This is a genomic window from Glutamicibacter sp. ZJUTW, assembly GCF_008370855.1.
GTDB classification, from domain to species: Bacteria; Actinomycetota; Actinomycetes; order Actinomycetales; family Micrococcaceae; genus Glutamicibacter; species Glutamicibacter nicotianae.
Genome location: NZ_CP043624.1, coordinates 520,077 through 544,466, shown reverse-complemented (window position 1 = coordinate 544,466; position 24,390 = coordinate 520,077). Strand labels below are relative to the sequence as shown.

Below are 24,390 nucleotides of genomic sequence, written 5' to 3'. Positions count from 1 at the left end.
AGGCACAGGCCTCCTTAGCTCAGGGGTAGAGCAGCTCCCTCGTAAAGAGCAGGTCGCCGGTTCAAATCCGGCAGGGGGCTCCACGTGAAGAAAACCCCGGAATCGCGAACAACTCCTGGTTCCGGGGTTTTCGCCATCTTCAGCGGTTCTTGCCAACTGGGTTCGGCCTTTGCACCCCACGGACTTCATTCGCGTCCCATATATGCCCCAACGACAACTTGGGATATGCGAACAGGCCCTGGTTCCAGATGAAACCAAGGGCCCGTTCTTGGGGTCGGTGTTCTATTCGAAGTCGGCGGTGGCCGGGTCAGCCGAGATGCGGCCTTCGGCGCCGCGATCCAGGGTAGCGATGGCTGCCAGATCTTCTTTGTCCAGCTTCACATTCAATGATTCGAAGTTCTCGACGATGCGCGATTCGGTGGTCGACTTCGGGATGACGACATTGCCTAGGGCCAGATGCCAGGCGATGACTACCTGCGCCGCCGATGCGCCATGCTTCTTGGCGATGTCCGCCAGTACTGGGTCGCTCAGCAGTTCACCGCCGTGGCCCAGCGGGGACCACGACTCATGCAGGATGCCGTGCTCGGCTTCGTAGGCGCGCAGCTCGGTCTGGGGGAAGTACGGGTGGGTTTCAACCTGGTTGATGACCGGGCGGACTCCAGTTTCGGTGTAGAGCTCTTCGAGTGCTTCCTTGGTGAAGTTGCAAACTCCAATGGACTTGGCCTTGCCGTCCTTCTGCAACTGGATCAGCGCCTTCCAGGTGTCCACGTAGGTGCCGCGCTTCGGCTGCAACCAGTGGATCAGGTACAGGTCGACGTACTCGAGGCCAAGACGCTGAAGCGAAGCATCCGCTGCGGCCATGGTCTTCTCATAACCCTGGTCCGAGTTCCAGACCTTGGTGGTGATGAACAGTTCTTCGCGCGGCACGCTGCTGGCGGCAACTGCACGGCCGACTCCAGCTTCGTTTCCGTAGATGCGCGCGGTGTCGATGTGGCGGTAGCCAGCGTCGATGGCCTTGCCAACGACCACTTCCGCGTCGGCGTCGGCGACCTTCCAGACGCCGTAGCCAAGCTGGTCGATGGTGTTTCCGTCAAGGAACTGCAGTTCAGGGATTGTTTGGGTCATGGAACTAATTTAGTTCACCGATGCGTGCGGCACGGCGAAAAACCACGCCAGCGATCGGGAAAACCCAATTATTCGCTGGAAGCGAGATTTTGCGCGGCCCGGCTGACGTCTTCTTCCACCAGCTTGGCCCGATGGCGCACCGCCTCGATGTCGATCGGCCGGCCGGCTTCCGCCTGCATCCGCATCATCGCGATCACCTGTGCGGTCGTCGCCAAATCGTTGGCCGCCTTGGTCAGCGAACGGTGCGCCGCCGAGGTCAGCTGCGGGATCGTGTCGTCATTGCTCGGGGTGATCCGCTGCGCCGCGCAGCATAGCTGGCGCACGGTCGGCAGGAGCACTGCCATCTCGTTGGCTTCCTTGACGAGCTCGTTGTACGCCTGGACATCAGTGATGCCTTCAACCACCTGGAAGACCCGGTCCAATGACCGCTGGAAACGGTCATGCGCGCGACGCCAGACGCCCTCGCCGAGTTCGCGAGTAGCAGCACGCTCAGCGCGCAGTCGTGAAAAGAACGCCATTACACTTCTCTGCCGGTGGTTTCCGATGGATTACTGGTTCTAGCCTACCGGGATCACCGCAGTGTTCCCGGCAACGCAGTCGACATAAAACGAAACCGGCCGTGAGGGCCATCCGCTGTCGCGGATGGCCCTCACGGCCGGTTCCAGTCGGGTTCAGCAGCAACGCCCCTCGGGGTTCTTTTCCTGCCAGTCGGTGTAGTCCTTCCAGAACTCACGCTCGGTCATCGGCTTGGCGCCGGGATGATTGCGTTCGTGGTGTTCCAGGTAGTGCTGGTACTTGTCGGCACCGAGCACTCCGTCGACAAACTTCTTGGCTTGCCCCAGGCGTTCCAAAAGCGTAGCCATGGCTAGTGGCCGCCGCGCTGGACTTGGGCTTCGGCAGGGACCTGCTTCCAGGCCTTTTCAAGCTCCTTTTCAGCAGGCGACGAGATCAAGCCGGCAGGTGCGTACATCTTCGATGGCACGGCCGGATCCTCGGTGCTGGTGCCGCCGCCGTTGCGCTTGGCCTTGATGGTTGCGACGACAGCCGAGACCAGCACGATCGCGGTCAGCAGCAGGAAGACCACGGACAGCCAGCCCTGGACACCGGTGTTGCGCACCACGGCCTCCATTGCTTCAACGCTGCCCGCCGAGCCGAGGGAAGTCTCGCCATTGGCCAACGCTTCCTTGTAGGCGTTGTGGTTCGCGAAGTAGCCGACCTTGGTGTCTGCGGAGAAGATCTTCTGCCAGCTGGCCACGAAAGTGATCACCACGGTGAAGGCCAGCGGCAGGGCGACAACCCACAGGTACTTGAAGTTGTTCTGCTTGGCGATGATGGTCATCACCACTGCCAGCGCAATCGCTGCCAGCAGCTGGTTGGCGATGCCGAACAGCGGGAAGAAGGTGTTGATGCCGCCCAGCGGATCGGTTACGCCGAGGATCAGGATGTAGCCCCAGCCGGCGACCATGATCAACGTGCACAGCCACACGCCCGGACGCCACGAGGTGTCCTTGAACTTCGGGATGAAGTTGCCGATGGTGTCCTGCAGCATGAAGCGTGCAACACGGGTACCGGCGTCAACCGCGGTCAGGATGAACAGCGCTTCGAACATGATCGCGAAGTGGTACCAGAAGCCCATCATCGCGGTGCCGCCGAACCACTGGTGCATGATGTGCGCAATGCCCACAGCCAGCGTCGGTGCGCCACCGGTACGCGAGACCACCGAGTTCTCGCCGACGTTATTAGCCAGTTCGGTCAGCTGGTTCGGATCCAGGCTGACGCCGGCCAAGCCCAGCGAGTTCACGAACACCGCGGCGGTTTCCACCGTACCGCCGGTGGCGGCAGCCGAGGAGTTCATCGCGAAGTAGATGCCGCGGTCGATGGAGATCGCTGCAACCAGCGCCATGATGGCCACCATGGATTCCATCAGCATGCCGCCGTAGCCCAGGAAGCGGGTCTGCTTTTCCTTCTCGACCAGCTTCGGGGTGGTACCAGAGGAAATCAGGGCGTGGAAGCCGGAGAGCGCGCCGCAGGCGATGGTCACGAACAGGAACGGGAAGATATGCCCGGCCACGACCGGGCCATCAGCTCGTCCGGCGAACTCGGAGAAGGCAGGAACATCGATTTCCGGGCGGACAACGATGATCGCCACGGCCAGCAGGGCGATGACGCCGATCTTCATGAAGGTCGACAGGTAGTCGCGCGGAGCGAGCAGCAACCAGACCGGAAGCACCGCGGCGATGATGCCGTAGATGATGATCGCCCAGGCGATGGTGGTGCGCTCCAGGTGGAAGAACTCGGCACCCCACGCGGATTCGGCAATCCAGCGGCCGGAGATGATCGCGAACATCAGCAGCACGAAGCCGATGACGGAGATTTCCAGGACCTTGCCCGGGCGGATGAACCGCAGGTAGATGCCCATGAACAGAGCGATAGGAATAGTCAGGCCCACCGAATAGACGCCCCAAGCGGACTCGCCCAGCGCATTGACGACCACCAGCGCCAAGATGGCGGTAATGATGATCATGATGGTCAGGGTGGCGATCAACGCGGCGGTGCCGCCGATCAAGCCCAGTTCCTCGCGAGCCATCTGGCCCAGCGAGCGTCCACCGCGGCGCATGGAGAAAAACATGACCAGGTAGTCCTGGACCGCACCGGCCAGCACCACGCCCACGATGATCCAGATGGTTCCGGGCAGGTAGCCCATCTGGGCTGCGAGGATCGGGCCAACCAGCGGACCGGCGCCGGCGATGGCCGCGAAGTGGTGGCCGAAGAGGACCCGGCGGTCGGTGGGTACGAAGTCGCGGCCGTTATTGACCGATTCGGCCGGGGTAGCGCGGAAATCATCCGGCTTGGCGATCTTGCGCTCGATGAACTTCGAATAGAAGCGGTAGGCAATCAGGTAGGTCGCGACAGCGGCAAAGACGAACCAGATGGCATTGATGGTTTCCCCGCGCGAGAAGGCGAGGATCGACCATGCGATGCCGCCGACCAGTGCAATGGCAACCCAGATGCCGATCTTGGCCGGAGTCCAGCGCTTTTCTTCGCGTTCGGCAACCTCAGGATCGACACCCGCTGGTGGCAAGGTATTTTGGGTCCTCAATTTGAGCAACCTCCTAGGAACGGTGCAAGTGATGTGAGTGACCAGTGGTTATTAAACAAGTCACGTACTTTAATGACTACGCAGTCACCTTACAACCGGTTCGCCCGTTGCATTAAACCTTTATGACAACTTTTCCGGTGTGTTCGCCAGAATCAAAGTATTCATGGGCGGCGGCCAGCTCCGCGAAGTCCATCGTCTTGGTGACGTTCAGGGCCAGTTTTCCCTGTTCCAGCAGCGGCAGCACCTTAGTGGTGGTCTGGCGAACGATTTCCGCCTTTTCGCCCAGCGGGCGGGAACGCAAAGTCGTGCCGATGATCCGCGCCCGCTTGTTCATCAGCAGGCCCAAATTCAGTTCCGCCTTGGCACCGCCTTGCAAACCGATGACTACCATCCGCCCGCCGACGGCGAGCGCTTTGACGTTCTCCCCCAGGTACTTGGCGCCGACAACATCCAGGATCAGGTCAACGCCCCTGCCATCGGTCAATTCCTTGACGCGGGCAGAAAAATCCTCTTCGCGGTAGTTGATCCCTTCATCGGCGCCGAGCGCACGGCAGTAGTCCAATTTTTCTGCCGACGAAGCGGTGACGATGACGCGGGCCCCGGCGGCCTTCGCGAGCTGTATGGCCATGGAGCCGATGCCGCCGGCACCGCCATGGATCAATAGCGTCTGCCCCTGTCCCAGTCCGCCTTCGATGAAGAGATTGGAAACCACCGTGGCAGCGACTTCCGGCAACCCTGCGGCGTCGATGGTCGAGACCTTCCCTGGGATTTCGATGAGCAGCTCTGCCGGAACATTGACGTACTGCGCATACCCGCCGCCAGCGAGCAGGGCTGCAACACGCGTTCCCGGTTTCCATCCGCTGACGCCTTCACCGATGCCCGCGATGGTGCCGGCCACTTCCAGCCCAGGGATGTCGCTGGCCCCGGGAGGTGGCGGATACACGCCCTTGCGCTGCTGCACATCCGCGCGGTTCAGGCCGAACGCCTCGACTTTGACCAGCACTTCTCCCGCCGCAACGACCGGAATTGGCCGTTGCACCAGCTCGAGGACTTCTGACCCACCGGCACCGTTGTAGATATAGGCGTTCATAACGTCGTTCATGGTCTTCAATTCCTTTCGAGCGGGGTTCATGCCGTATACTTTTTCGGGTTGGATGGTTGTCCGAGCGGCCGAAGGAGCTGGTCTTGAAAACCAGTAGGCGGCAACCCCGTCTCATGGGTTCAAATCCCATACCATCCGCGTTCTAAGATTTGGCGGGCTGATCTTCGGATCAGCCCGCCAAACTGCTTAATCCTGTTCTGCGCTCAACCCTCCGTTGCCGTTCAGCCCCGCTAGACGCGCCACTTCGTTCACCACGTTGGCCGCGTCGTGCAAGGTCCGGGCCGCAGGCCTGCGCAGGTCGCCAGCTTGGGCGGCAATTGCCGTTCCCCACTGCGCAGATGACAATTGCAATCCCAGCACAAACAGCCCACGGTGCGCCAGTCCCTCGCTGTTGACCAGACGGTATGGCTCGCCAACCACGTCGAAACCAGATCCGGGCAGGCTTTCGCCTTCCGCATTCTTCCACCTGTGCACGCGCGCCACATGATCACCCAACAGCTGCTTGATCAGCGCAGAGCTATTCTGCAAGACGCGGTTGCTCGGCATCATCGCCTCGCACATGGTCTTCGCGGTGTGCACCTCCGCATCGACCCACGGCGAGGATGCCGTGAACCGCTCCGACACCTCATCGAAGCCGAACTCCGGATCCGGGCCGACGAAGGAGACGATTCCCGCACGCGACAGCGCCAGCAGCTGCTCAATGCGTTCCAGCGGTGGACCGGATGACAACCCTTCGACCAATGGCTCGAAGTGCGCCTGGATTTCCTCGATGCGCGACTGCTCGTCGATCACGCCCGAAGCGATCAATTCCTTGATCAGCATGCGCCCGGCATTCATCGTCATGATCGCGCAGGACAACGGGTCGTCAAGTCCACCGGTGCTGTGCCGGGCATTGTCGACGAGGTAGTCGCGTACGCTCTGCTGGTACTGCTCATCGGAGTTGAATCCGACTTCCTCGAATGGCTTGGCCAGCTTTGGAACGTCGAGCCACTGCAGCTGCGGGAACTGCTCGATGAATTTGCGCAGTTCGCCAAGCCACACCTGGCTTCCTTCATGATGCTCGGCAGAGAGAATCGCTTCGAGCCGCTCAACGAACTCGCGCTCGCCTAAGCCATCAGGGGCGCCATGCACGCGGGCACAGCTGCTGTAGTAGGCGAACAGGATGTCGCGATGCAGTTTCGGCCAAATATGGCGTGAGAACACCAAGGACGCGGCAGGATTGGTGGCGCGGGCTTCGGCGAGGCGTCCAATCAGTTCCGGCGCGTCGAAGTAGCGAAGCTCGATTTCATCTGGAATGAACTGGTCCACCACTGGTTTGCCCCAGTACGGGGTTCCTCGCCGCGAAGCCACGATCAGTGCCGGCTCCCGACCTGAGGCAATGTATTCAAGGCGGTGCCCCGGCTCGGTGCTGGACTCGCGGAAGATTCCGCCACGGCCCGCTGTCAGCTCGGCCATGCCGTCGAAGAAATTCAACCCCAACCCGCGGATCAATGCCGGCTGGCCTTCCTTGAAGCGGGAATAGTCGAGGTCTGCAGGGACGTTCGGCGGCATGTAGGTCGCCCCTGCCTGCGCGGCTGCTTCCTCGAGCTGCTTCTGCCACGGGTTCAGCTCAGCCGGCTGGTGGCCCAGGGCCAGCACCACGGCGTCGGCGTCGAGCTGACGGGTTTCAGCACTGTCCTGGGCACTGCTGAAATCGACCTGGTAGGCGTTGCCTACGGGGCGGACAGCGATCACTTCTGCGGCAACATGCTGGATGCTGAAATTCTCGTGGGCGGCGAGAATGGAGGCGCTGCGGTCATAGACATGCTCAAGGTACTCGCCGTAGATTGCGCGTGAGGGATAGGTCCCGGGTTCAATCCGCTCGATCAGCTTGGCGTGCTCGTCGGTGAGTTTTCGTCCGTCGCCGCGAAGCTCCACGAACTGGCGAAAGCTCAGCCCCGGTTCAGCGCCTTCCCGTTCGGGGGCAACCGTCGGAAATGACGACGGGGTGTTCATCAGGAAATTCTGGGACTGCTTCGGGTTCCACACGTGGCCCGAACCCGGAGTGAATGGGTCGAAAACCGTCACTTTCAGGACGGTGCCTTGTTCCGGGAGGTTCAACGCCAAATTGGCGAGTCGTTCAACCACGCTGGTGCCGCGCGGGCCTGCCCCAACCAGGACCAGGCTGAACTCGTTCTTTGGTGCTGCTTTCTCGCTGTTCACTTCTCTAGGTTATTACCTTTGGACCACGTCATGGGCCAGGCGCATAGACTATGGCCATGACTGAGCATGTTTCTGAGGTTGCAAGCACCGATCCATATTCCTGGCTTGAAGGAATCCACGACGAAACGGCACTCGAATGGGTGCGGAACCAGACCCAGCGCACAGAGTCTGAACTCTACGACGGCACGTTCCACGCAAATGCGCAGCGGATCAAGACGGTTCTCGATGCCCAGGACCGCATTCCGATGGTGACCAAGCGCGGCGAGCACTACTACAACTTCTGGCGCGACTCGGCCCATCGCCTTGGGCTGTGGCGCCGCACCACTTGGGATTCCTACCTCAGCGACAACCCGCAGTGGGAAGTCCTGCTGGATCTTGACCTGCATGCGCGGCAGGAAGGCCACGAATGGCATTTCGCTGGTTCAGCACTGCTGCGGCCCGCCTCCGGTGATACGTATGAGCGTGCGCTGCTTCGGTTGAGCCCTGACGGCGGCGACCAAGTACGCATTCGCGAATTCGATCTGACGTCCAAGAGCTTTGTTCCCGACGGATTCGACCTTCCTGTTGCGAAGACCCAGGCCTCGTGGATTGACCGCGATACCTTGCTGGTCGGTTCCGCAAGCAGCGAGCAATACACCACCCGTTCAACCTACGCGAACACCTTGCGGCGGCTCAGCCGCGGCATGGAAATTGAACAAGCCCCAATTCTCTTCGAAGTCGACAAGGAACATGTCGCAGCATTCGGCTACTACGACTCGACTCCCGGATTCGAACGAATCGTCACCACCGACGCCATCGACTTCTACAATTCCACTGCCGGGGTCTTCATCGATGGGGAACACCATCGGATCGATGTACCAACCGATGTGCAGGTGAGCCTCCACCGGCAGTGGGTCCTTTTTGCCCCGCAAACCCAATGGGAACACCAAGGCCAGCAGATCGCTGCCGGTTCATTGGCCATCGCCCGGTTGGACGCATTCCTAGAGTCCGGCAGCATCGAGAAGGTCCTATTCACCCCGGATGCGCACACGGCTCTGGAGTCACTGAGCTTCACCGCCAATTACCTGTTGCTCACCGTCTTGCACGACGTGGCTTCGCAGGTGCGCATCATCGATCTGGCAGACCAGTTCAGCCAGTCCAACATGCCGTTGGAGGATCCAATGCTCAGCGTCTCGGTGGGAGCTGTTGACGATGAAGATCCGGCGCACGGCGATGACTATTGGATGACCATCACCGGCTTCATCACCCCGACGACCCTGTTGCGCGGCACTGTCGGCGCCCAGGCAGAAGTTGTGAAGAAATCACCGGATCGTTTCGATGCCGACGGTTTTGAAGTCACCCAGCACTTCGCGACATCCGCGGACGGAACCAGGGTTCCCTATTTCCAGGTCGCGGCAGCTGATCTGGTGCACGACGGGAAGAACCCGGTACTGATGGATGGCTACGGCGGTTTCCAGCACAGCATGACGCCCGGCTACGCAGCGGCGATGGGCACCGGGTGGCTATCGCGCCGCACCGATGACGGCCGCAAGCCGGTATACGTCATGACGAACATCCGTGGTGGTGGCGAGTACGGCCCAGCTTGGCATCGTGCGGCGCTTCGTGAAAAGCGCCATCGCGCCTATGAGGACTTCGCCGCCATCGCCCAAGACCTTGTGGCCCGCGGGGTAACCTCCCGAGCGCATTTGGCTGCCACCGGCCGGTCCAATGGCGGATTGCTCATGGGCAACATGATCGCCGGCTACCCGCACTTGTTCGGCGCAATCTCCTGCGGCGTTCCGCTTTTGGACATGCAGCGCTATACCCAGTTGGCGGCCGGCCACTCCTGGATTGCCGAGTATGGCGATCCGGAGGTTCCCGGGGACTGGGACTTCCTGCGGACCTTCTCCCCCGTCCATCGGCTCACCGATCAGCCTCATCGAGTCGATGACTATCCGGCCTCATTGATTTGGACCACGACGTCCGATGACCGTGTAGGTCCATCGCAGGCACGCATCATGGCAGCGAAGATGATGGATCTGGGCATTGGCAACGTCAGGTACCACGAGCCGCAGGACGGCGGCCATGCCGGCTCAACGGACAACGAGTCCACCGCGAAAATGCTGGCGACCAGCTACGAATTCCTGTGGCGACAGGTGCGTTAGCTCTCTCGTTTTGGAACACGCACCCATCTTCAGGTAGGCTAGATTCTGCTGGAAACAGCGGATGGACACGTGCCAGAGCGGCCGAATGGACTTCACTGCTAATGAAGGGTCGGGCTAAAACTCGACCGGGGGTTCAAATCCCCCCGTGTCCGCCAAAAAACCCCTAGTCAACTAGGGGTTTTTTCGTTTCCAGGTCAAGGATAAGACCCGTGGGTCAAAACAGTCGGAATACTTCTCCATGCTGTTTTCGTAGCGAACCGCGAGAAATACTCAACACCGCTTGGCCACACCCAATGCAGGGCCAGATGGAGAACAACCGGTGCAGTTCAATTCACCGTCATTCGACATCAACTAAATGCCATGCGGAAGCCTATATTGGCCACAAGATTTGCTGTTTAAATTAGTCCAGCCCCCGCTGATGATGCATCAGCGGGGGCCAGGTGCGAGTTTTGCGCCAAGAAACAGAATCCCCATTCTGTTTCTTCAAGGACTTTCGATTCCCCAAAAACGATTGCCCAGCGTGAAACCTAAGCCTAGGATACGTCGTTAAACCTTTAACGCCTAGCAATTTTTCAAACTGGGAAAAGTATTTAATTTCTTCGTTCCACTTCTAATTTTGCTCTTCTGGTATTACAGTTGCCATTGGCTTATGCCAATCAAAGAATCACCAGTCAGGCATCGAGTTCGCAGCCCCCAAACGCGACCTCGAAATGGTGAAGCCCGTCAGTCTCCCCCAAAACTGGCGGGTTGCCTGCTTAACGAAGAAAATTCCCGACTGGCGCATTGAAAGTTGACCAGCATTTCGTAAAGTGGTCCGTTTCGGCAAACATGCCCTGGGAATCGCTAACAGTCGTTTGGCGCGCCTTAGGCACGTCCATGCGCCACCCGGGCACAAGTACACGTTGGGCATCCTAGGGCACTGGAAGCAATCACCCGAAGCGCCGGCCTGATTGCGGTGACGTTCTTTTTCGCCGTCGCACTGACCTGCAGTGCCAATAGCTTGCGAGCAGAAAACGCGAACGGGCGAGCACACCGCGTCGACTTCGGCCAGTTGCCGGTCCAGTCGGGGGCGCAAATGGCTGACCATCCAACGTCACTGGATTGCCGCTGCTAATCCTCGCGCTTCACGAAAGTCCGCAGCATGTTCTGCACGATATCTTCCGGCAACGACGTATGGCGGACGATAATTTCCGACATCCGTTCCAGATCGGTATCTGCGATGGCATCGAAGAGCGCTTCGCGTTCAGCTTCCGGAAGCTCGGCAGCATCAAAATGCACAGGGCCATCCGGTCCCTGGCCTTCAAAACGGAAGTCTGCGACATTCCCGTTGGCGTTAGCGCCAGACATTGGGGATGTGGAGATCATGCGTTCCAAATCCTCGACCGGCAGGTCCGTATAGCCGTGAAGAATCTTTGCCGCTGCTTCAAAGTTGGAATCCCGCAGCATCGAGAACAGCTGGTCGTATTCATTGGGCGGCAGCTGCTCGCTGGAAAACTCGCGGCTCTCGCCATCAAGCTCAAATGCCATCTTGAAATGCGTGGCACTGGGTTCCTGGAGGGAACTGAACTGCTCGCTCCATTCCTGGGGAACAACCCAGGGATCATCGCCCGATGCTGGCGCTGACTCGGCAGCGGCAGTTGCCGCCGCTTCTCGATCTTCGCGCTCAACTTGGGCTTCGAGCTTGTCGCCCAGGGCCTTGAGCTCGGTATCATCGTTCGGTAATTCCTTGGCAGGGGCAGTCTGCGGGTACTTGTCGAGGCTGCGGACTGCGATCACGCAATTCTTGACCGAGTCGCCGGTAGCCTCGCGGAAGTCCTTGACCGCGCCCATTATGTCGCCCTTGGCCAAATTGCGGTACACCGAATTGCGGGATGCATCATCTAGTCTCGCGTTCGCGGCCTGTGCCGCCTCACGGGAAATCGCCTGCGCGATTTGCGCAGTGTTCTTCTTGCGAAGCGCTTGCAGACCGAAGTAGCCCAGGGCAATCACTGCAATGAGGACAACGAGCCAGATGAGAAATTCCATGCTTCCAGACTACTTTGTTTAACTGTGCGATTACCCAGCTACGCCCAAAGTGAAAGGCATGACACCCGGAGCGCCGGCGATCCGCAAAGCCCGTCCAGCCATCGCGATAGACCACCGCGAATCGACCAGGTCGTCAACGAGCAGCACCGGCCCTGGAGCATTGGCAATGAGCTGTTCAAGCTGGGTTGGAAGTTCGAACGCATCAGCTACCGCGGCAACACGGAAAGCCGAGTTTCCTCCGGGACCGTTCTGCGGTCCGGGACCGCGATATTCGAGCTGGCCCAGATAGCGCAGCCGACCTACTTCGGCCAGGCCTTGGGCCAGCGAGGTGATCAGCTGGGGGCGCTTATTCGATGGCATGGCCACCACACCCACCGGGCGTTCCTCCCAGTTCCATTCGGCCAGCACCTTGATGCAGGCCTCGAACATCGCCTTGTCGATCGGGTTGTCGGCAGGGTCGGCGAAGATCTGGCGCAAGCGGTTGCCCCAGCCGAGGTCGGTCAACCGGGCCAGCGCACGGCCCATGGCCACCTGCTCGTCAACAGGGATCTTGCCTTTGAGCGCGTAGCCCAGCCGATCCAGTCCGGAGGGGTACAGCTTGCGCGGCTCGATAGGCACACCCACCCGGCCCAAGGCCGCCTGCGCACTGTCCTTGGAGTCGTCGGGAATATGGTCGTCGAACCACACGCCGGCGCAGTTGTCGCACCGGCCGCACGGCGCGGACTGCGGGTCATCCAACGCATCGGTCAGGAACTGCATGCGGCAGCCACGCGTGTTCTCATAGCTGACCATGAGGTTCTGCTCATGGACCCGGCTCTGCGCCACCCGCTTGTAGCGATCGGCATCATAGGTCCACGGCATGTCCGTGCGCATCCAGCCGCCAGCCACGCGCTCCACTGCGCCGTCCACCGCCAGGACCTTCAGCAGCAGCTCAAGCGGCGAGCGCCGAAGGTTCACCGCGCTTTCCAACGCCGGGACACTCATCGCCCCGTCGGCCTTGGCCAGGGCCTCGAGCACCTGGGTGGCACGCTCTTGGTCCGGCATGGAGCTGGTGGCGAAGTATTCCCAGATTTCCGAGTCGTCGGGCCCGGGCAGCAGCAGCACATCCGCGTTGACGCTTCCACGTCCGGCACGGCCCACCTGCTGGTAGTAGGCCACCGGCGAGCTGGGCGCACCGACGTGCAGCACGAAGCCGAGGTCCGGCTTATCGAAGCCCATGCCCAAGGCGCTGGTGGCGATCAGCGCTTTCACTTCATTGTTCTTCAACGCCTGCTCAAGGCGTTCGCGTTCTTCCAGATCGGTGCGTCCGGTGTACGCGGCAACTTCGTGCCCGGCGTCCTTGAGCAGTCGGGCAATATCCTCTGCGCCAGAAACCGTCAGGGTGTAGATGATCCCCGAGCCCTTGAAGTCCTCGATGTGGCTGAGCAGCCAGGCCAACTGCATCCGCGGCGAAGCCAGGCGCAGGACACCCAGGCGCAGCGAGTCGCGGGCCAGGGTGCCGCGCAGCGTGAAGACCTCTTCGGTGCCTCCGGCCAGCTGTTCGGCCACATCCTGGACGACTCGGCTGTTCGCGGTGGCGGTAGTCGCCAGCACCGGCAGGCCCTGGGGCAACCGGGCAATCAGATCCCGGATGCGGCGGTAGTCGGGACGGAAATCGTGGCCCCAGTCGGAAATGCAGTGCGCTTCGTCGATCACCAGCAGGCCCAGGCGCTGCATCAGCATCGGCAACTGCTGCTCGCGGAAGGATGGATTGTTCAAGCGCTCCGGGGATACCAGCAGCACATCGAGCTCATTGCGCTGCAGCTTTTCGAGAATCTCGCGCCATTCGAGCACGTTGGCCGAGTTGATGGCCGCGGCGCGGACGCCCGCACGCTCCGCGGCCGCGACCTGGTCGCGCATCAGGGCCAGCAGCGGCGAAACGATCAGTGTTGGCCCGTAGCCCTGTTCGCGCAGCAGCAGGGAAGCGATGAAGTACACCGCGGATTTGCCCCAGCCGGTGCGCTGGACGACGAGTGCACGGCGCCGCTGGGCCACCAGCGCGCTGATCGCTTCATACTGTCCGTCATGGAACTGCGCGTCCGGGTTTTGCACCAGGGCGCGCAGCTTCTGCAGTGCCAGCGTTTTCAGATCCACTTGCGTTGAGCCATTCATGCCTCCAGTATTTCAGTTCCCGCCTACGATTTGGCTCGCGGCGCCCGCTGATTGTGGATGGGCTCTGCCCGGCGGAGGTGCGGCAAGGATCCATCAGCAGAAATGTTAGGCATTTCCCACCTGGATTGGCTTGCATCTCAATGATTTGAATCGGCCTAGCCGGTAGGCTGAAAGGCGTGAGTGAACAGATTGACCTGAATCAGAGCTTTAAGGCCTACGACGTGCGTGGCGTGGTCGGCGAGACCCTGGACGCCGAAGCAATTGAAGCTATTGGCGCCGCCTTTGTCGACGTGCTGTCGCTGTCCGGCAAGGACGTGCTGGTTGGCGGCGATATGCGTCCGTCCTCCGCGGAATTCGCCCAGGCCTTCGCCCGCGGCGCCACCTACCGCGGTGCCAACGTGGTCATGCTCGGATTGATTTCCACCGATGAGCTGTATTTCGCCTCGGGCAAGTTCAATGCCGCCGGTGTCGTCTTCACCGCAAGCCACAATCCCGCCCAGTACAACGGCATCAAGATGTCCAAGGCCGGCGCCCGCCCGATTTCCTCGGCAACCGGCCTTTTCGACATTCGCGATCTTGCTCAGCAGTACCTGGACGAGGGCCTGCCGGTCTCCGGCGATGCCCCGCAGGGCAGCATCAGCGAACGCGATGTGCTGGCCGACTACGCAGCCTACCTGCGGGAATTAGTGGACTTGTCAGCCATTCGCCCGTTGAAGATCGTGGTGGACGCCGGCAATGGCATGGGCGGCATGACCACCCCTGCAGTCCTCGGGGGCACGGTGCTGGCCGAGTTGCCGCTGGAGATCATCCCGCTGTACTTCGAGCTGGACGGCACGTTCCCCAACCACCCCGCCAACCCGCTGGAACCGGAGAATCTCAAGGACCTGCAGGCAGCGGTGCTGGAGCACGGCGCCGACCTCGGCCTGGCATTCGACGGCGATGCCGACCGCTGCTTCGTGATCGACGAGCGCGGCCTGCCGCTGTCCCCCTCGGCCATCACCGCACTGGTTGCGGTGCGCGAAATCGCGCGAGTGCAGGCCGCCGGCGAACAATCCCCGGTGATCATCCACAACTTGATCACCTCCAAGGCTGTGCCGGAATTCGTCGCCAAGGCCGGCGGCACCCCGGTGATGACCCGCGTGGGCCACTCCTTCATCAAGGCCGAGATGGCCGCCCAGGGCGCGGTCTTCGGCGGCGAGCATTCGGCCCACTACTACTTCCGCGACTTCTACAATGCCGATACCGGGATGCTCGCCGCCATGCATGTGCTGGCCGCCCTGGGCGGGCAAGACCTGCCGCTCTCCGAGCTGGGCGCCGAATACGAACCGTACGTTGCCACCGGTGAAATCAATTCCGAGGTGGAGGACAAGGCAGGAGCCACCGCCCGCGTGGTGTCCCACTTCCAGGACCAGCCCGTGGACGTGACGACCATGGACGGCACGACCATTTCGGCGGCCGACGGAAGCTGGTGGATCAATCTGCGCCCGTCGAACACCGAACCGTACCTGCGTTTCAACGGCGAGGGCCGGACCGCGCAGATCATTGAGCCCATTCGCGATGCCGTGCTGGCTATCGTGCGTGAAAACACCGTCGCCAACTAGCAAAGGGAAGACATGAACCTCGAAGAACTGGATGAAGGCGTCAAGGACGCGCTGAACAAGGTCTTGGGCACCGCCCTGGGCGTAGCCCGCGAACAGCTGGAGGAGCAGGGCGTGTTCCTGCCTTTCGCCATCGCGCTGGAACCGCAGGAAGGCGAAGACGAGCCGGAGCTGCGCCTGATTGCGGTTCCGCCAACGGACGATCCCGAGGATCCGGAAGCCGACATCGACACCGAAGCCATGGTTGCCGACCTGATGCAGGTGCTGAACCAGCAGGGCACCCACTTCCAGGCCATCGCCGTCGCCTCCGACGTGCTGCTCCAGGACAATGACCAGGACGCCATCCACATTGTTGCCGAGCACCGCATCGGTGCCGCGCTGGCCATCGTGCAGCCGTACACCATGCCTGCCGAGCCAGGCGGAGAATGGCACTTCGATGAGCCGGCGGCGGAGTCGGCGGAAGCCATCTGGGCCAACGCGCTCTAGCCCGCATCGGGTGCTTTCGGGGTCGGCATAGTCACTATGCCGACCCCGAAGCGCTTTTCCCGCGTAGAGTGGGAAGCATGAAACTCAGTGCCTTCACCGACGTGTGCCTGCGGACCGTGATGGTCCTGGCAACTCCCGGCACCGGGCAACTGACCAGCCGCGAGATCGCCGATTCGGTCGGGGTTCCCTACAACCACGTTGCCAAGGCAGTGCTGGAACTGCGCACGCTGGGCATCCTGCAGGTCACCCGCGGCCGCAACGGCGGCGCCGCCTTGAGCGGAGAAGCGCTGGATTTTTCCCTCGGCGGGCTGCTGCGCAAATTGGACAAGCGCACCGATATCGTGGACTGCACCGATCATGACGCGCAATCCAACTGCCCGCTCTCGGGCAACTGCCGCCTGCGGGCGGTCTTCCGCCAGGCACGCGAAGCCTTCTACGCCTCGCTGGATCCGCTGACGATCAGGGATATCTGCCCGACGTCAGCAGCGGAGCCCATCACGCTGCTCCCCTTCCCTACGGTGCGCAGCATTTCCTAGTTCCACTTCACCCATGAAGTGATACCGGTCACTTCTGTTGCGAAACCGGCCAATTGATTTGCAATCCTTTTCTACTGAGCGTAGAAATGAATCATAAATCTTGTATTTCAGATACAAGTAATCACCTACGCCCAAGGAGACCCGATGCTGTCCACCAAGTCCTTCCCGGTCATTGAAGCCACGCTGCCGATCATCGCAGAGCGCATTTCCAGCATTACCCCGAACTTCTACAACCGCCTGTTCGCCGCCCACCCTGAACTGCTCGACGGAATCTTCTCCCGCTCGAACCAGAAGAACGGCACCCAGCAGCAGGCCTTGGCAGGATCCATCGCGGTCTTCGCAACCTACCTGGTCAAGCACCCGGGCGTCACCCCGGAAACCATGCTTGCCCGCGTGGCCCACAAGCACACCTCCCTCGGTGTCGTCGAGGAGCAGTACCCGATCGTCTACAAGCACCTCTTCGATGCCATCGCCGAAGATCTGGGCGATGCGCTGACCCCGGAGATCGCCGAGGCCTGGACCGAGGTGTACTGGCTGATGGCCCATGCGCTGATCAAGATCGAGAAGGGCTTGTACGCGCAGCAGGCCAACGCCGAGATCTACACCCCGTGGAAGCTTGTCGAACGCACCGAAACCGGTGTCGATTCGGTCAGCTTCAGCTTCGAGCCAGCTGACGACACCCCGGCAACGGTCGCCAAGCCAGGGCAGTTCGTTTCGGTCCGCATGCCGATGGCCGACGGCGTCCGCCAGGTTCGCCAGTACACCCTGAGCAGCGATATCGAGCAGGCCAACCGCCGCACCATCACCGTCAAGCTGGATGTGAACGGCGAATTCTCCCCGGTCATCCACAACGACCTGAAGCTCGGCGACGTGCTCGAGCTGTCGAATCCGTATGGCGATCTGGTCATCGATGAGGAGGGCGCGCCGCTGGTGATCGCTACCGCTGGCATCGGCTGCACCCCGAGCGCCGCCGCGCTGCAGACCCTGGCCGCACGCGGCTCCAACCGCAAGGTCACCGTGCTGCATGCAGACCAGGAAGTGGGTGCCTGGCCATTGCGTGAGCAGATGCTCGATTCCATCGCCAAGCTGCCCCAGGGCACCCTGGGCACCTGGTTCGAACGCGGCGAACTGCCGGAAGAGCTGAACGCCAAGGCCGGCTACATGGATCTGACCGATGCACTGGCCGAGGACGCCGAGGTGTACCTGTGCGGCCCGCTGCCATTCATGCATGCCGCGCGCAGCCAGGCACTGGAAGCCGGCATCCCAGCCGAGCGGATCCACTATGAGGTCTTCGGCCCGGATGTGTGGCTGGCCGCCTAGCATCCAGGTCTTGCAACTGTGCTGCAGGTGGAATCATGGGGAATCCACCTGCAGCACTTTTTTGCCGCTATTTTCCGGTATCCGCGGCAGATTCCGGCTGATCACCCTTCTGCGGGGCCTTCTTCTTGAAGTCGAGTTTCTTCGGATCCAGCTTCCGCGGATCGATTTTGCCGCCGAGCTTTCCAGGCTTCCTCGCCTCCGCCCCTTGGACTGGCGGTGCCGGCAGATCGGCATCGCGGTCTTCGGATTCCGGAGCTTCGGCAGGCTGCTCGGCTGGCGCAGCCTTGGCGCCGCGTGCCGGTTTCGCGGCCTGCGGGTCCACCAGGATCTGGTGCAGCCCTTCCTCTGAGATCCACTTGCGCAGCACCGAGTTGAACAGGATCGGGTTCTCGATGTTCCATTGGTGGTGCATGCCAGGGACCACGCGCGTGATCACCTGCGGGAGCTTGGCGCGCAGCGCCTCGAAGGATTTCTGCACCACCTTCGGCTCCTTGGCTCCGACCAGGGCCAGCACCGGACCTTGGTAGGAGTCGAGCTTCTCCGGAAGTCCCCCGGGATCCATCTCGTCCATGATGGCCCGCAGGTTCTCGGCCTTCAGTTTCACGCCATGCTCGGTGAACAGCTCCCGCTCGTCATCCACCATGCCGTAGGCTCCGGCCTGGAATCGCCAGTACCACTCGCTGCCGATGAGCTTGAGCTGCATCCGCTGGAAAGCCCTGGCCGCCTGGCCCACGCCGGTCACCGGTGTTCCGGTGATCATCACGGAGTCAACCAGTTCCGGATGCCGTGCCGCCACGTGCAGCGCGATGACGCCGCCGAGGGACATGCCCACCAGGTGCACGCCGCCTTCGGAAACTTCGTCGGCGATCAAGGCCGCGACGTCATCGGCGGCGGATTCCAGTCCTTCCCAGGTTTCCTCGAACCGGGCGCCGAAGGCCGGCAGGTGGAGGGTCAGGATGTTGTAGTCGCCAAAGGCCAGCACCTGCGGGTCCCAGCTCCAGTTGCCGACGTTTCCGCCATGGAGGAACACCAGCGTCTGCATCGAACGCTGGGCATCGTGATGCCGGCCGGGATGCACTTCGGGATAATCGGTGGCATCGCGTGATGCATCGCTTGCAGGGGTCTTGTTCTGGTCTTTGGCTGCAGTCATGGCAAGTACTCCAATACCGCGTCGAGCCATTCCAGCTCTGCGGCTTGTTGTCGGATTGCATGGTCAAGTGTGGCAGCCATCAGGAAGCTGCGACGATCCGCAGCGGCGCGCATGTCAATGCCTTCGCGCTGGGAGAGGTAGTCATCGAGGGTGTACTGCGTGGCTTGGCGGCGTTCCTCCAGCAGATTCTGGATCTCATCGCGCTCGAGTTCGGCGGCAAAGAACACCTGCCCCATGAAGGGGTCGCGTTCGGGAGACTGCACTGCCCCGGCAGAAAGCCACTGGGCCAAGGCCTCGCGTCCTGCTTCGGTGATGTGGTGCTCCTGGCGGTCCGGGTAGTTCGACTGCGCGACGGTGCGCACGGTGGCGTATCCCTTGTCCACCAGCTGCGCCAACGTGCGGTAGATCTGCGCCTTGTCCGCGTTCCAGAAGTGGTTGATAGAGGAGTCAAAGTGCTTCTTGAGCTCGTAGCCAGTCATGGGCGACAAGCACAGCAGCCCGAGAATCAATCGTGCCAAAACCATAGGGCAATCTTTTCACACATAGTTGATTTTGCACCCACTTCGGCCCGGCGTGTGGAAACTGTACCCAGATTGTGACAATTCCTAGGCGGCGCATGAAAATACCCCGGCCACTGGAATTCCAGTGGCCGGGGCGTTCCCAAGTGCGGATCTGCGGGAGATCCAGTTTTGCTAGGCGCTCAGGCGGGCCTTCAGGCCATCGAGTTCTGCGCGCAGCGAGGACGGCAGTGCATCGCCGAAGTTGGCGTACCATTCCTCGATGCCCTCGACTTCCACGGCCCATTCGTCCTTGTTGACAGCAACTGCCGCTTCGACATCGGCTGGGGTGAAGCCGTCCAGTCCAGTCAGGTCCATGGACTCGCCGGTCGGGACGTTGCCGATGATGGTTTCGCGGGCGTCAGCGGTGCCTTCGATGCGCTCGATGGCCCACTTGAGCACGCGCGAGTTGTCGCCGAACCCTGGCCATGCGAAACCGCCGTCAGCGGTGCGGCGGAACCAGTTGACCAGGAAGATCTTCGGCATCTGCTCCGGGTTGAGCTTGTCCGAGATCTTGTCCCAGTGGTTCAGGTAGTCGCCTGCGTTGTAGCCGATGAATGGCAGCATCGCCATTGGGTCGCGGCGGATCACGCCGGTTGCGCCGGCAGCGGCCGCGGTGGTCTCCGAGGAGAGGGTCGAACCCATGAAGATGCCGTTGGTCCAGCTGCGGGCTTCGGTCACCAGCGGGATGGTGGTCTTGCGGCGGCCGCCGAACAGGATCGCGTCGATCTTCACGCCGTTTGGCGAGTAGTAGTCGTCCGAGAGCATGTCGACCTGGTCGATCGGGGTGCAGAAGCGCGAGTTAGGGTGCGCTGCAGGACGGCCGGACTCAGGGGTCCAGTCGTTGCCCAGCCAGTCGGTCAGGTGCGCTGGGGCCTCGTCGGTCATGCCTTCCCACCAGACGCCGCCCTCATCGGTCAGCGCAACGTTGGTGAAGATGTTGTTGCCCTTGGAGATAGCGCGCATGGCGTTCGGGTTGGTGGACCAGCCGGTGCCTGGAGCCACGCCGAACAGGCCGTACTCAGGGTTGACGCCGCGCAGCTCGCCGTCCTTGCCGATGCGCATCCAGTTGATGTCATCGCCCAGGGTTTCGGCCTTCCAGCCTTCGATGGTTGGATCCAGCAGCGCCAGGTTGGTCTTGCCGCAGGCCGATGGGAAGGCCGCGGCAATGTGGTACGACTTGTTCTGCGGGCTGGTCAGCTTCAGGATGAGCATGTGCTCTGCGAGCCAGCCTTCATCGCGGGCCATGGCCGAGGCGATGCGCAGCGAGTAGCACTTCTTGCCCAGCAGCGCGTTGCCGCCGTAGCCCGAACCGTAGGACATGATGGCGCGCTCTTCAGGGAAGTGCACGATCCACTTGTCTTCGTTGCATGGCCATGGAACATCTTCCTGGCCTGGTTCCAGGGGTGCGCCGACCGAGTGCAGGGCCGGAACGAAGAAGGCGTTCTCGGCTTCCATCTTGCGCAGCACTTCATTGCCGATCTTGGCCATGATGCGCATCGAGGCGACAACGTAGGCGGAATCGGTGATTTCCACGCCGTAGGCAGGTACTTCTGCGTCCAGCGGTCCCATGACGAACGGGATAACGTACATGGTGCGTCCGCGCATCGAGCCATCGAACAGGCCGTTGAGCATGGACTTCATCTTGGTCGGGTCTTCCCAGTTATTGGTGAAGCCCGCATCTTCTTCCTTTTCGGAGCAGATGAAGGTGCGCTCTTCGACTCGGGCCACGTCCTTGGGGTCCGAGAAACCGGCGTAGGAGTTGGGGAAGTTCGGATCGGTCAGCTTGACCAGGGTACCGGCTTCAACCAGCTCGGCAGTCAGGCGATCATTCTCTTCGACAGACCCATCAACCCAATAAACACGATCCGGCTTCGTCAGTGCGGCAACTTCCTCGACCCAGGATGCCAACTTCGCGTGCGAAGTAGGTGCTGCGTCGATAACGTTCTGATCCGAGCTCGTGCTCATTATCCATTCCCTCCATTGGGCTGAACTTGCAATAAATCAAGGCTAGGTTGTGCTCGACGCCCGCGCCGTGTGATCGAAACCTCATGAAAGTGGAACCCCGGGGACCAAAAAGAGAAAATTCCCGTAATTCCGGGGGTTAGGCTAACCAGCGCACCCGCATTAAGTGACTAAGGTCACGTAGACCGGTACCCTTTCAATGTCTTCACATAACCTTCTGTTCACCTGGGCCCAGTAGCTTTGCCCGTCGATTTGTACAGCGCGAAATCGACCTGTATAGTTATTCGAGGTTCGTGAGAACGAGCTAAACAAAAGAATATGCGCCCATAGCTCAGCTGGATAGAGCGTCTGTCTACGGAACAGAAGGTCAGGGGTTCGAATCCCTTTGGGCGCACAAAATTGAAATTCCCACTCGATCGAGTGGGAATTTTTTGTTTCCCGCAAGGAATGAGCCGATGAACCACGTCGCCTTGGATGGCCAGCTCAGCCTGCGCCCGTTGGAAATTGCCGACGCGCGGCAACTCGCCGAGTCCTACCGGCGCAATCGGCAGCACCTCCAGCCCTGGGAACCGGCCCGTCCCGCCGAGTTCTTTACCGAAGCCCATCAGGCGGCAAGCCTCGCCGCAGCCGCAGAAGCGCGGCGGAGCGGACTAGCCTTCCCTTTCGGACTCTTCGAGCACAAGAAGCTCATCGGTCGCTTCAACATCAGCGGCGTGGTCCGCGGCGCATTCCAAACCGCCAGTTTGGGCTACTGGATCGATCATGAGCACACCGGCCGCGGCTTGGCTTCCCGGGCCGTGGCCAAATTGCGCACCGCTGCGCTCAACGACCTGGGGCTGCACCGGCTGGAAGCCAGCACGCTCCCCTACAATCACGGGTCGCAGCGCGTTCTCGAGAAGAACGGCTTCGTCCGCATAGGGATGGCACCGAACTACCTGAAGATCGCCGGACGCTGGCAGGATCATTACCTCTACCAGGCGATCTTGCACGATTAGCAGGCTTCCAGCTCCGTCGATTCCGAAGTCGACTAGTTATTTTGTGAAACACCGCACTTTTGGCCGTTTTGGTTATTGCTCCCGGAAAATCTCGTGTAAAGTTATTCAAGTCGTCAAGACGGCAAGCAATTGAATAAGCGCCCATAGCTCAGCTGGATAGAGCGTCTGTCTACGGAACAGAAGGTCAGGGGTTCGAATCCCTTTGGGCGCACAAGTTGAAATTCCCACTCATTCGAGTGGGAATTTTTTTGTTATTCCTGCTGATTCAACGCAGGCACCGCGAGGGACTAGCCCAAATTTTTCATGAGGACTCCGCCGGCCGCCGAATTCCGATACCAAGGGGTTCTCGGCGGCAGTTCCTGACTCTGTTCATGCCAAATAGCGCCTTGACGCACCGGCGCTGGGTGCGAGGCTCCACGCACCCGGACCAAACGGAGTCCTTTCAAAATTTCAGAAGCAACAGAGCAACCACCAGTTCAGGCAGCCAGCAATCCGTGGCGCCATCGCTGGAACAACGAGTCGATGCCCTCAATCAGTTGGCATAGAAGTTGCGCTTCTGGTGCACTTTCGGGGATCAACAGCCGGCGCTGCCGGCCGCCAGAGACAATTTTCCCGGCCATTGAGAACAGCCGGTACCGCCACCGCTTCACATCCCAGCAGCCTGCCTCATGCCCGCCGGGCAACACGACCAGCTGCAGCCATGACACCAAATTCAGTGCGAACATCGCCAGGTTGGCCCATGCTTGGTTCGCGGCAAAAGACCAATACGGCAGCTTGCCCAGCCCCGTGTTCTTCAGCGTTTTGATCCTGTTCTCGCACCGGCCCCGCGCCCGGTGCCTCGCATCGAGGAACGCCACGTTGAACCGCGGGGCATTGGTCAAGAACGCGGTCACCCTGTTCCCGTCCGTGTCGAACAGGTTCGCTTTCGCCCCGGGATGCAACGGCTCAGCACGCAAATAGATCCGGGTTCCTGGCGGGTAGTCCTACAGCTCGATCACCTTGGACGCGTCAATCACCCACGCATCATCACGCTGATCCCCGCCAGCGCCCAGCGCTGGTTCCCAGTATTTCTTCTCATCGATCCACCGGATGAACCGCTCCTTGATGACCGGCAGCGAATACGAGGTGGAGAACTGGATCCCCAACGAATCCAGGTAGTGCAAGAACTCACGGGACGAACCGGCACTATCGGTACGGACCAGGACCTTCTCTCCATAGAGGTTTCCGTGCTCGTCGTAGAACCCGTCCGGCAGCTGCGCCAACGCCTGGTTGAGCACCTCGATATGGGATGCAGCCGAGTTCGCGCCCGGTTGCCCGGGCGCAACTGGACCGCGAGGACTTCGCCGGTGCCATTCTTCTTGCCGTAGTCGGCCATCGCGATCATCGGTGAAAACCCGTACCCGCCTTTATAGGTTCCAGCACTGCCTTCTTTTTCGGAGTGCACGTGCACCAACGAGGCGTCGATGACGATGATCAGCGGGTTGGCTGGTGTGGCCAGCCGGCCGGGATTCCGTGGCCCGGCCGCAGCCCACACTTTGGTGCGCAGGGTCCGGGTCATGGTGGCGAACCCATGTTCGAAGGCTTCGGGTTGCTCCTTGATCCGGTTCATGAACCTGCTGATGGTGGCATCCGACGCTACCGGGCCGAAGAGTCCTGGTGCGGCTCGTAGTTGGTCGATATCGGTGGCTTGCTCCCCGCCAGCCGCCAACGATAGAGCCAGTGCTCCGAGGATCTTGCCTGGACGGTGGGTTGCGGTGGCTGGCACGAACTGGCTGAACCGGTCCTCGCAAAGCTAGCGGAAGCCTACCGCGTTCAGGAAGCTGGTGAGCACCGACAACCCTGCATGGGAGACCAGGGACTGGCCGGTGAGTTGGGTCGAGAGAGCAGGGAAAACGGGGGGAGAATGGTTCACTGAAAAGGTGATCCATTGAACT

The 24,390-nt window shown here is 61.1% G+C and carries 17 protein-coding genes, 5 tRNA genes and 1 pseudogene; 11 read left to right on the top strand and 12 right to left on the bottom strand.

Annotated elements, in window-relative coordinates:
• The first annotated feature begins 8 nt into the window (after positions 1–8).
• Positions 9–83: transfer RNA gene (locus F0M17_RS02675), tRNA-Thr, on the top strand.
• A 199-nt stretch (positions 84–282) separates the two neighbouring features.
• Here F0M17_RS02675 and F0M17_RS02670 read toward each other — a convergent pair.
• The 5 genes from F0M17_RS02670 to F0M17_RS02650 form a co-directional block, all read right to left on the bottom strand.
• Positions 283–1,125 carry an aldo/keto reductase gene (locus tag F0M17_RS02670; RefSeq protein WP_121866194.1) on the bottom strand — a complete coding sequence of 281 codons (843 nt, stop codon included), beginning with the start codon at positions 1,123–1,125 and terminating at the stop codon, positions 283–285.
• A 68-nt stretch (positions 1,126–1,193) separates the two neighbouring features.
• The gene (locus F0M17_RS02665; protein WP_073707481.1) at positions 1,194–1,643 is read right to left on the bottom strand and encodes a hypothetical protein; all 450 of its coding nucleotides are present in this window, start codon (positions 1,641–1,643) and stop codon (positions 1,194–1,196) included.
• A gap of 153 nt (positions 1,644–1,796) precedes the next feature.
• Positions 1,797–1,988, bottom strand: a complete 192-nt coding sequence (locus tag F0M17_RS02660) for a YbdD/YjiX family protein (protein ID WP_073707480.1) — start codon at positions 1,986–1,988, stop codon at positions 1,797–1,799.
• Positions 1,989–1,990: 2 nt separating this feature from the next.
• On the bottom strand, positions 1,991–4,225 hold the full coding sequence (locus F0M17_RS02655; protein WP_246857115.1) for a carbon starvation CstA family protein: 2,235 nt from the start codon (positions 4,223–4,225) through the stop codon (positions 1,991–1,993).
• A gap of 112 nt (positions 4,226–4,337) precedes the next feature.
• A complete protein-coding gene (locus F0M17_RS02650; protein ID WP_038993829.1) occupies positions 4,338–5,315 on the bottom strand; it encodes an NAD(P)H-quinone oxidoreductase in 978 nt (325 codons plus the stop codon).
• A gap of 62 nt (positions 5,316–5,377) precedes the next feature.
• Between F0M17_RS02650 and F0M17_RS02645 the strand changes: the two genes are divergently transcribed.
• Positions 5,378–5,465, top strand: a tRNA-Ser gene (locus tag F0M17_RS02645).
• 48 nt (positions 5,466–5,513) lie between these two features.
• Here F0M17_RS02645 and F0M17_RS02640 read toward each other — a convergent pair.
• Positions 5,514–7,529, bottom strand: a complete 2,016-nt coding sequence (locus F0M17_RS02640) for an FAD/NAD(P)-binding domain-containing protein (protein ID WP_141359045.1) — start codon at positions 7,527–7,529, stop codon at positions 5,514–5,516.
• A gap of 56 nt (positions 7,530–7,585) precedes the next feature.
• On the opposite strand from F0M17_RS02640, the gene F0M17_RS02635 reads away from it, so the two are divergent.
• Together F0M17_RS02635 and F0M17_RS02630 are read left to right on the top strand one after the other, a co-directional pair.
• Positions 7,586–9,673, top strand: coding sequence for a prolyl oligopeptidase family protein (locus tag F0M17_RS02635; protein WP_073707519.1), 2,088 nt, complete (start codon positions 7,586–7,588; stop codon positions 9,671–9,673).
• 63 nt (positions 9,674–9,736) lie between these two features.
• Positions 9,737–9,828, top strand: a tRNA-Ser gene (locus F0M17_RS02630).
• 955 nt (positions 9,829–10,783) lie between these two features.
• On the opposite strand, the gene F0M17_RS02625 is transcribed toward F0M17_RS02630, so the two are convergent.
• Both F0M17_RS02625 and F0M17_RS02620 read right to left on the bottom strand, forming a co-directional pair.
• Positions 10,784–11,698 (bottom strand): hypothetical protein, encoded by a 915-nt coding sequence (locus F0M17_RS02625; RefSeq protein WP_149596337.1) that lies wholly within the window; start codon positions 11,696–11,698, stop codon positions 10,784–10,786.
• 30 nt (positions 11,699–11,728) lie between these two features.
• A complete protein-coding gene (locus F0M17_RS02620; RefSeq protein WP_149596336.1) occupies positions 11,729–13,849 on the bottom strand; it encodes an ATP-dependent DNA helicase RecQ in 2,121 nt (706 codons plus the stop codon).
• Positions 13,850–14,025: 176 nt separating this feature from the next.
• On the opposite strand from F0M17_RS02620, the gene F0M17_RS02615 reads away from it, so the two are divergent.
• The 4 genes from F0M17_RS02615 (at position 14,026) to F0M17_RS02600 (ending at position 17,789) form a co-directional block, all read left to right on the top strand.
• On the top strand, positions 14,026–15,450 hold the full coding sequence (locus F0M17_RS02615) for a phosphomannomutase/phosphoglucomutase (RefSeq protein WP_083515703.1): 1,425 nt from the start codon (positions 14,026–14,028) through the stop codon (positions 15,448–15,450).
• 12 nt (positions 15,451–15,462) lie between these two features.
• Positions 15,463–15,933, top strand: coding sequence for a hypothetical protein (locus F0M17_RS02610; protein WP_038993806.1), 471 nt, complete (start codon positions 15,463–15,465; stop codon positions 15,931–15,933).
• A gap of 77 nt (positions 15,934–16,010) precedes the next feature.
• Entirely contained in the window at positions 16,011–16,469 is a 459-nt protein-coding gene (locus F0M17_RS02605) for an Rrf2 family transcriptional regulator (protein WP_073707474.1), read from the top strand.
• A gap of 144 nt (positions 16,470–16,613) precedes the next feature.
• Positions 16,614–17,789: a globin domain-containing protein gene (locus F0M17_RS02600; protein ID WP_149596335.1), complete on the top strand. Its 1,176-nt coding sequence runs from the start codon at positions 16,614–16,616 to the stop codon at positions 17,787–17,789.
• Between the two features lie 67 nt (positions 17,790–17,856).
• On the opposite strand, the gene F0M17_RS02595 is transcribed toward F0M17_RS02600, so the two are convergent.
• The 3 genes from F0M17_RS02595 to F0M17_RS02585 form a co-directional block, all read right to left on the bottom strand.
• Positions 17,857–18,939 carry an alpha/beta fold hydrolase gene (locus F0M17_RS02595; RefSeq protein ID WP_168201931.1) on the bottom strand — a complete coding sequence of 361 codons (1,083 nt, stop codon included), beginning with the start codon at positions 18,937–18,939 and terminating at the stop codon, positions 17,857–17,859.
• Positions 18,936–19,463, bottom strand: coding sequence for a PadR family transcriptional regulator (locus F0M17_RS02590; RefSeq protein WP_038993803.1), 528 nt, complete (start codon positions 19,461–19,463; stop codon positions 18,936–18,938). The genes F0M17_RS02595 and F0M17_RS02590 overlap by 4 nt, the downstream gene beginning before the upstream one ends.
• A 168-nt stretch (positions 19,464–19,631) precedes the next feature.
• A complete protein-coding gene (locus F0M17_RS02585; RefSeq protein WP_149596333.1) occupies positions 19,632–21,464 on the bottom strand; it encodes a phosphoenolpyruvate carboxykinase (GTP) in 1,833 nt (610 codons plus the stop codon).
• A gap of 317 nt (positions 21,465–21,781) precedes the next feature.
• Between F0M17_RS02585 and F0M17_RS02580 the strand changes: the two genes are divergently transcribed.
• From F0M17_RS02580 to F0M17_RS02570, 3 genes are all read left to right on the top strand, one after another.
• A tRNA-Arg gene (locus F0M17_RS02580) sits at positions 21,782–21,855 on the top strand.
• Positions 21,856–21,916: 61 nt separating this feature from the next.
• A complete protein-coding gene (locus F0M17_RS02575) occupies positions 21,917–22,456 on the top strand; it encodes a GNAT family N-acetyltransferase (protein ID WP_149596332.1) in 540 nt (179 codons plus the stop codon).
• 137 nt (positions 22,457–22,593) lie between these two features.
• Positions 22,594–22,667 (top strand) — tRNA-Arg (locus F0M17_RS02570).
• Between the two features lie 265 nt (positions 22,668–22,932).
• Here F0M17_RS02570 and F0M17_RS02565 read toward each other — a convergent pair.
• Positions 22,933–24,368: pseudogene (locus F0M17_RS02565) on the bottom strand (IS1380 family transposase).
• Positions 24,369–24,390: the final 22 nt, after the last annotated feature.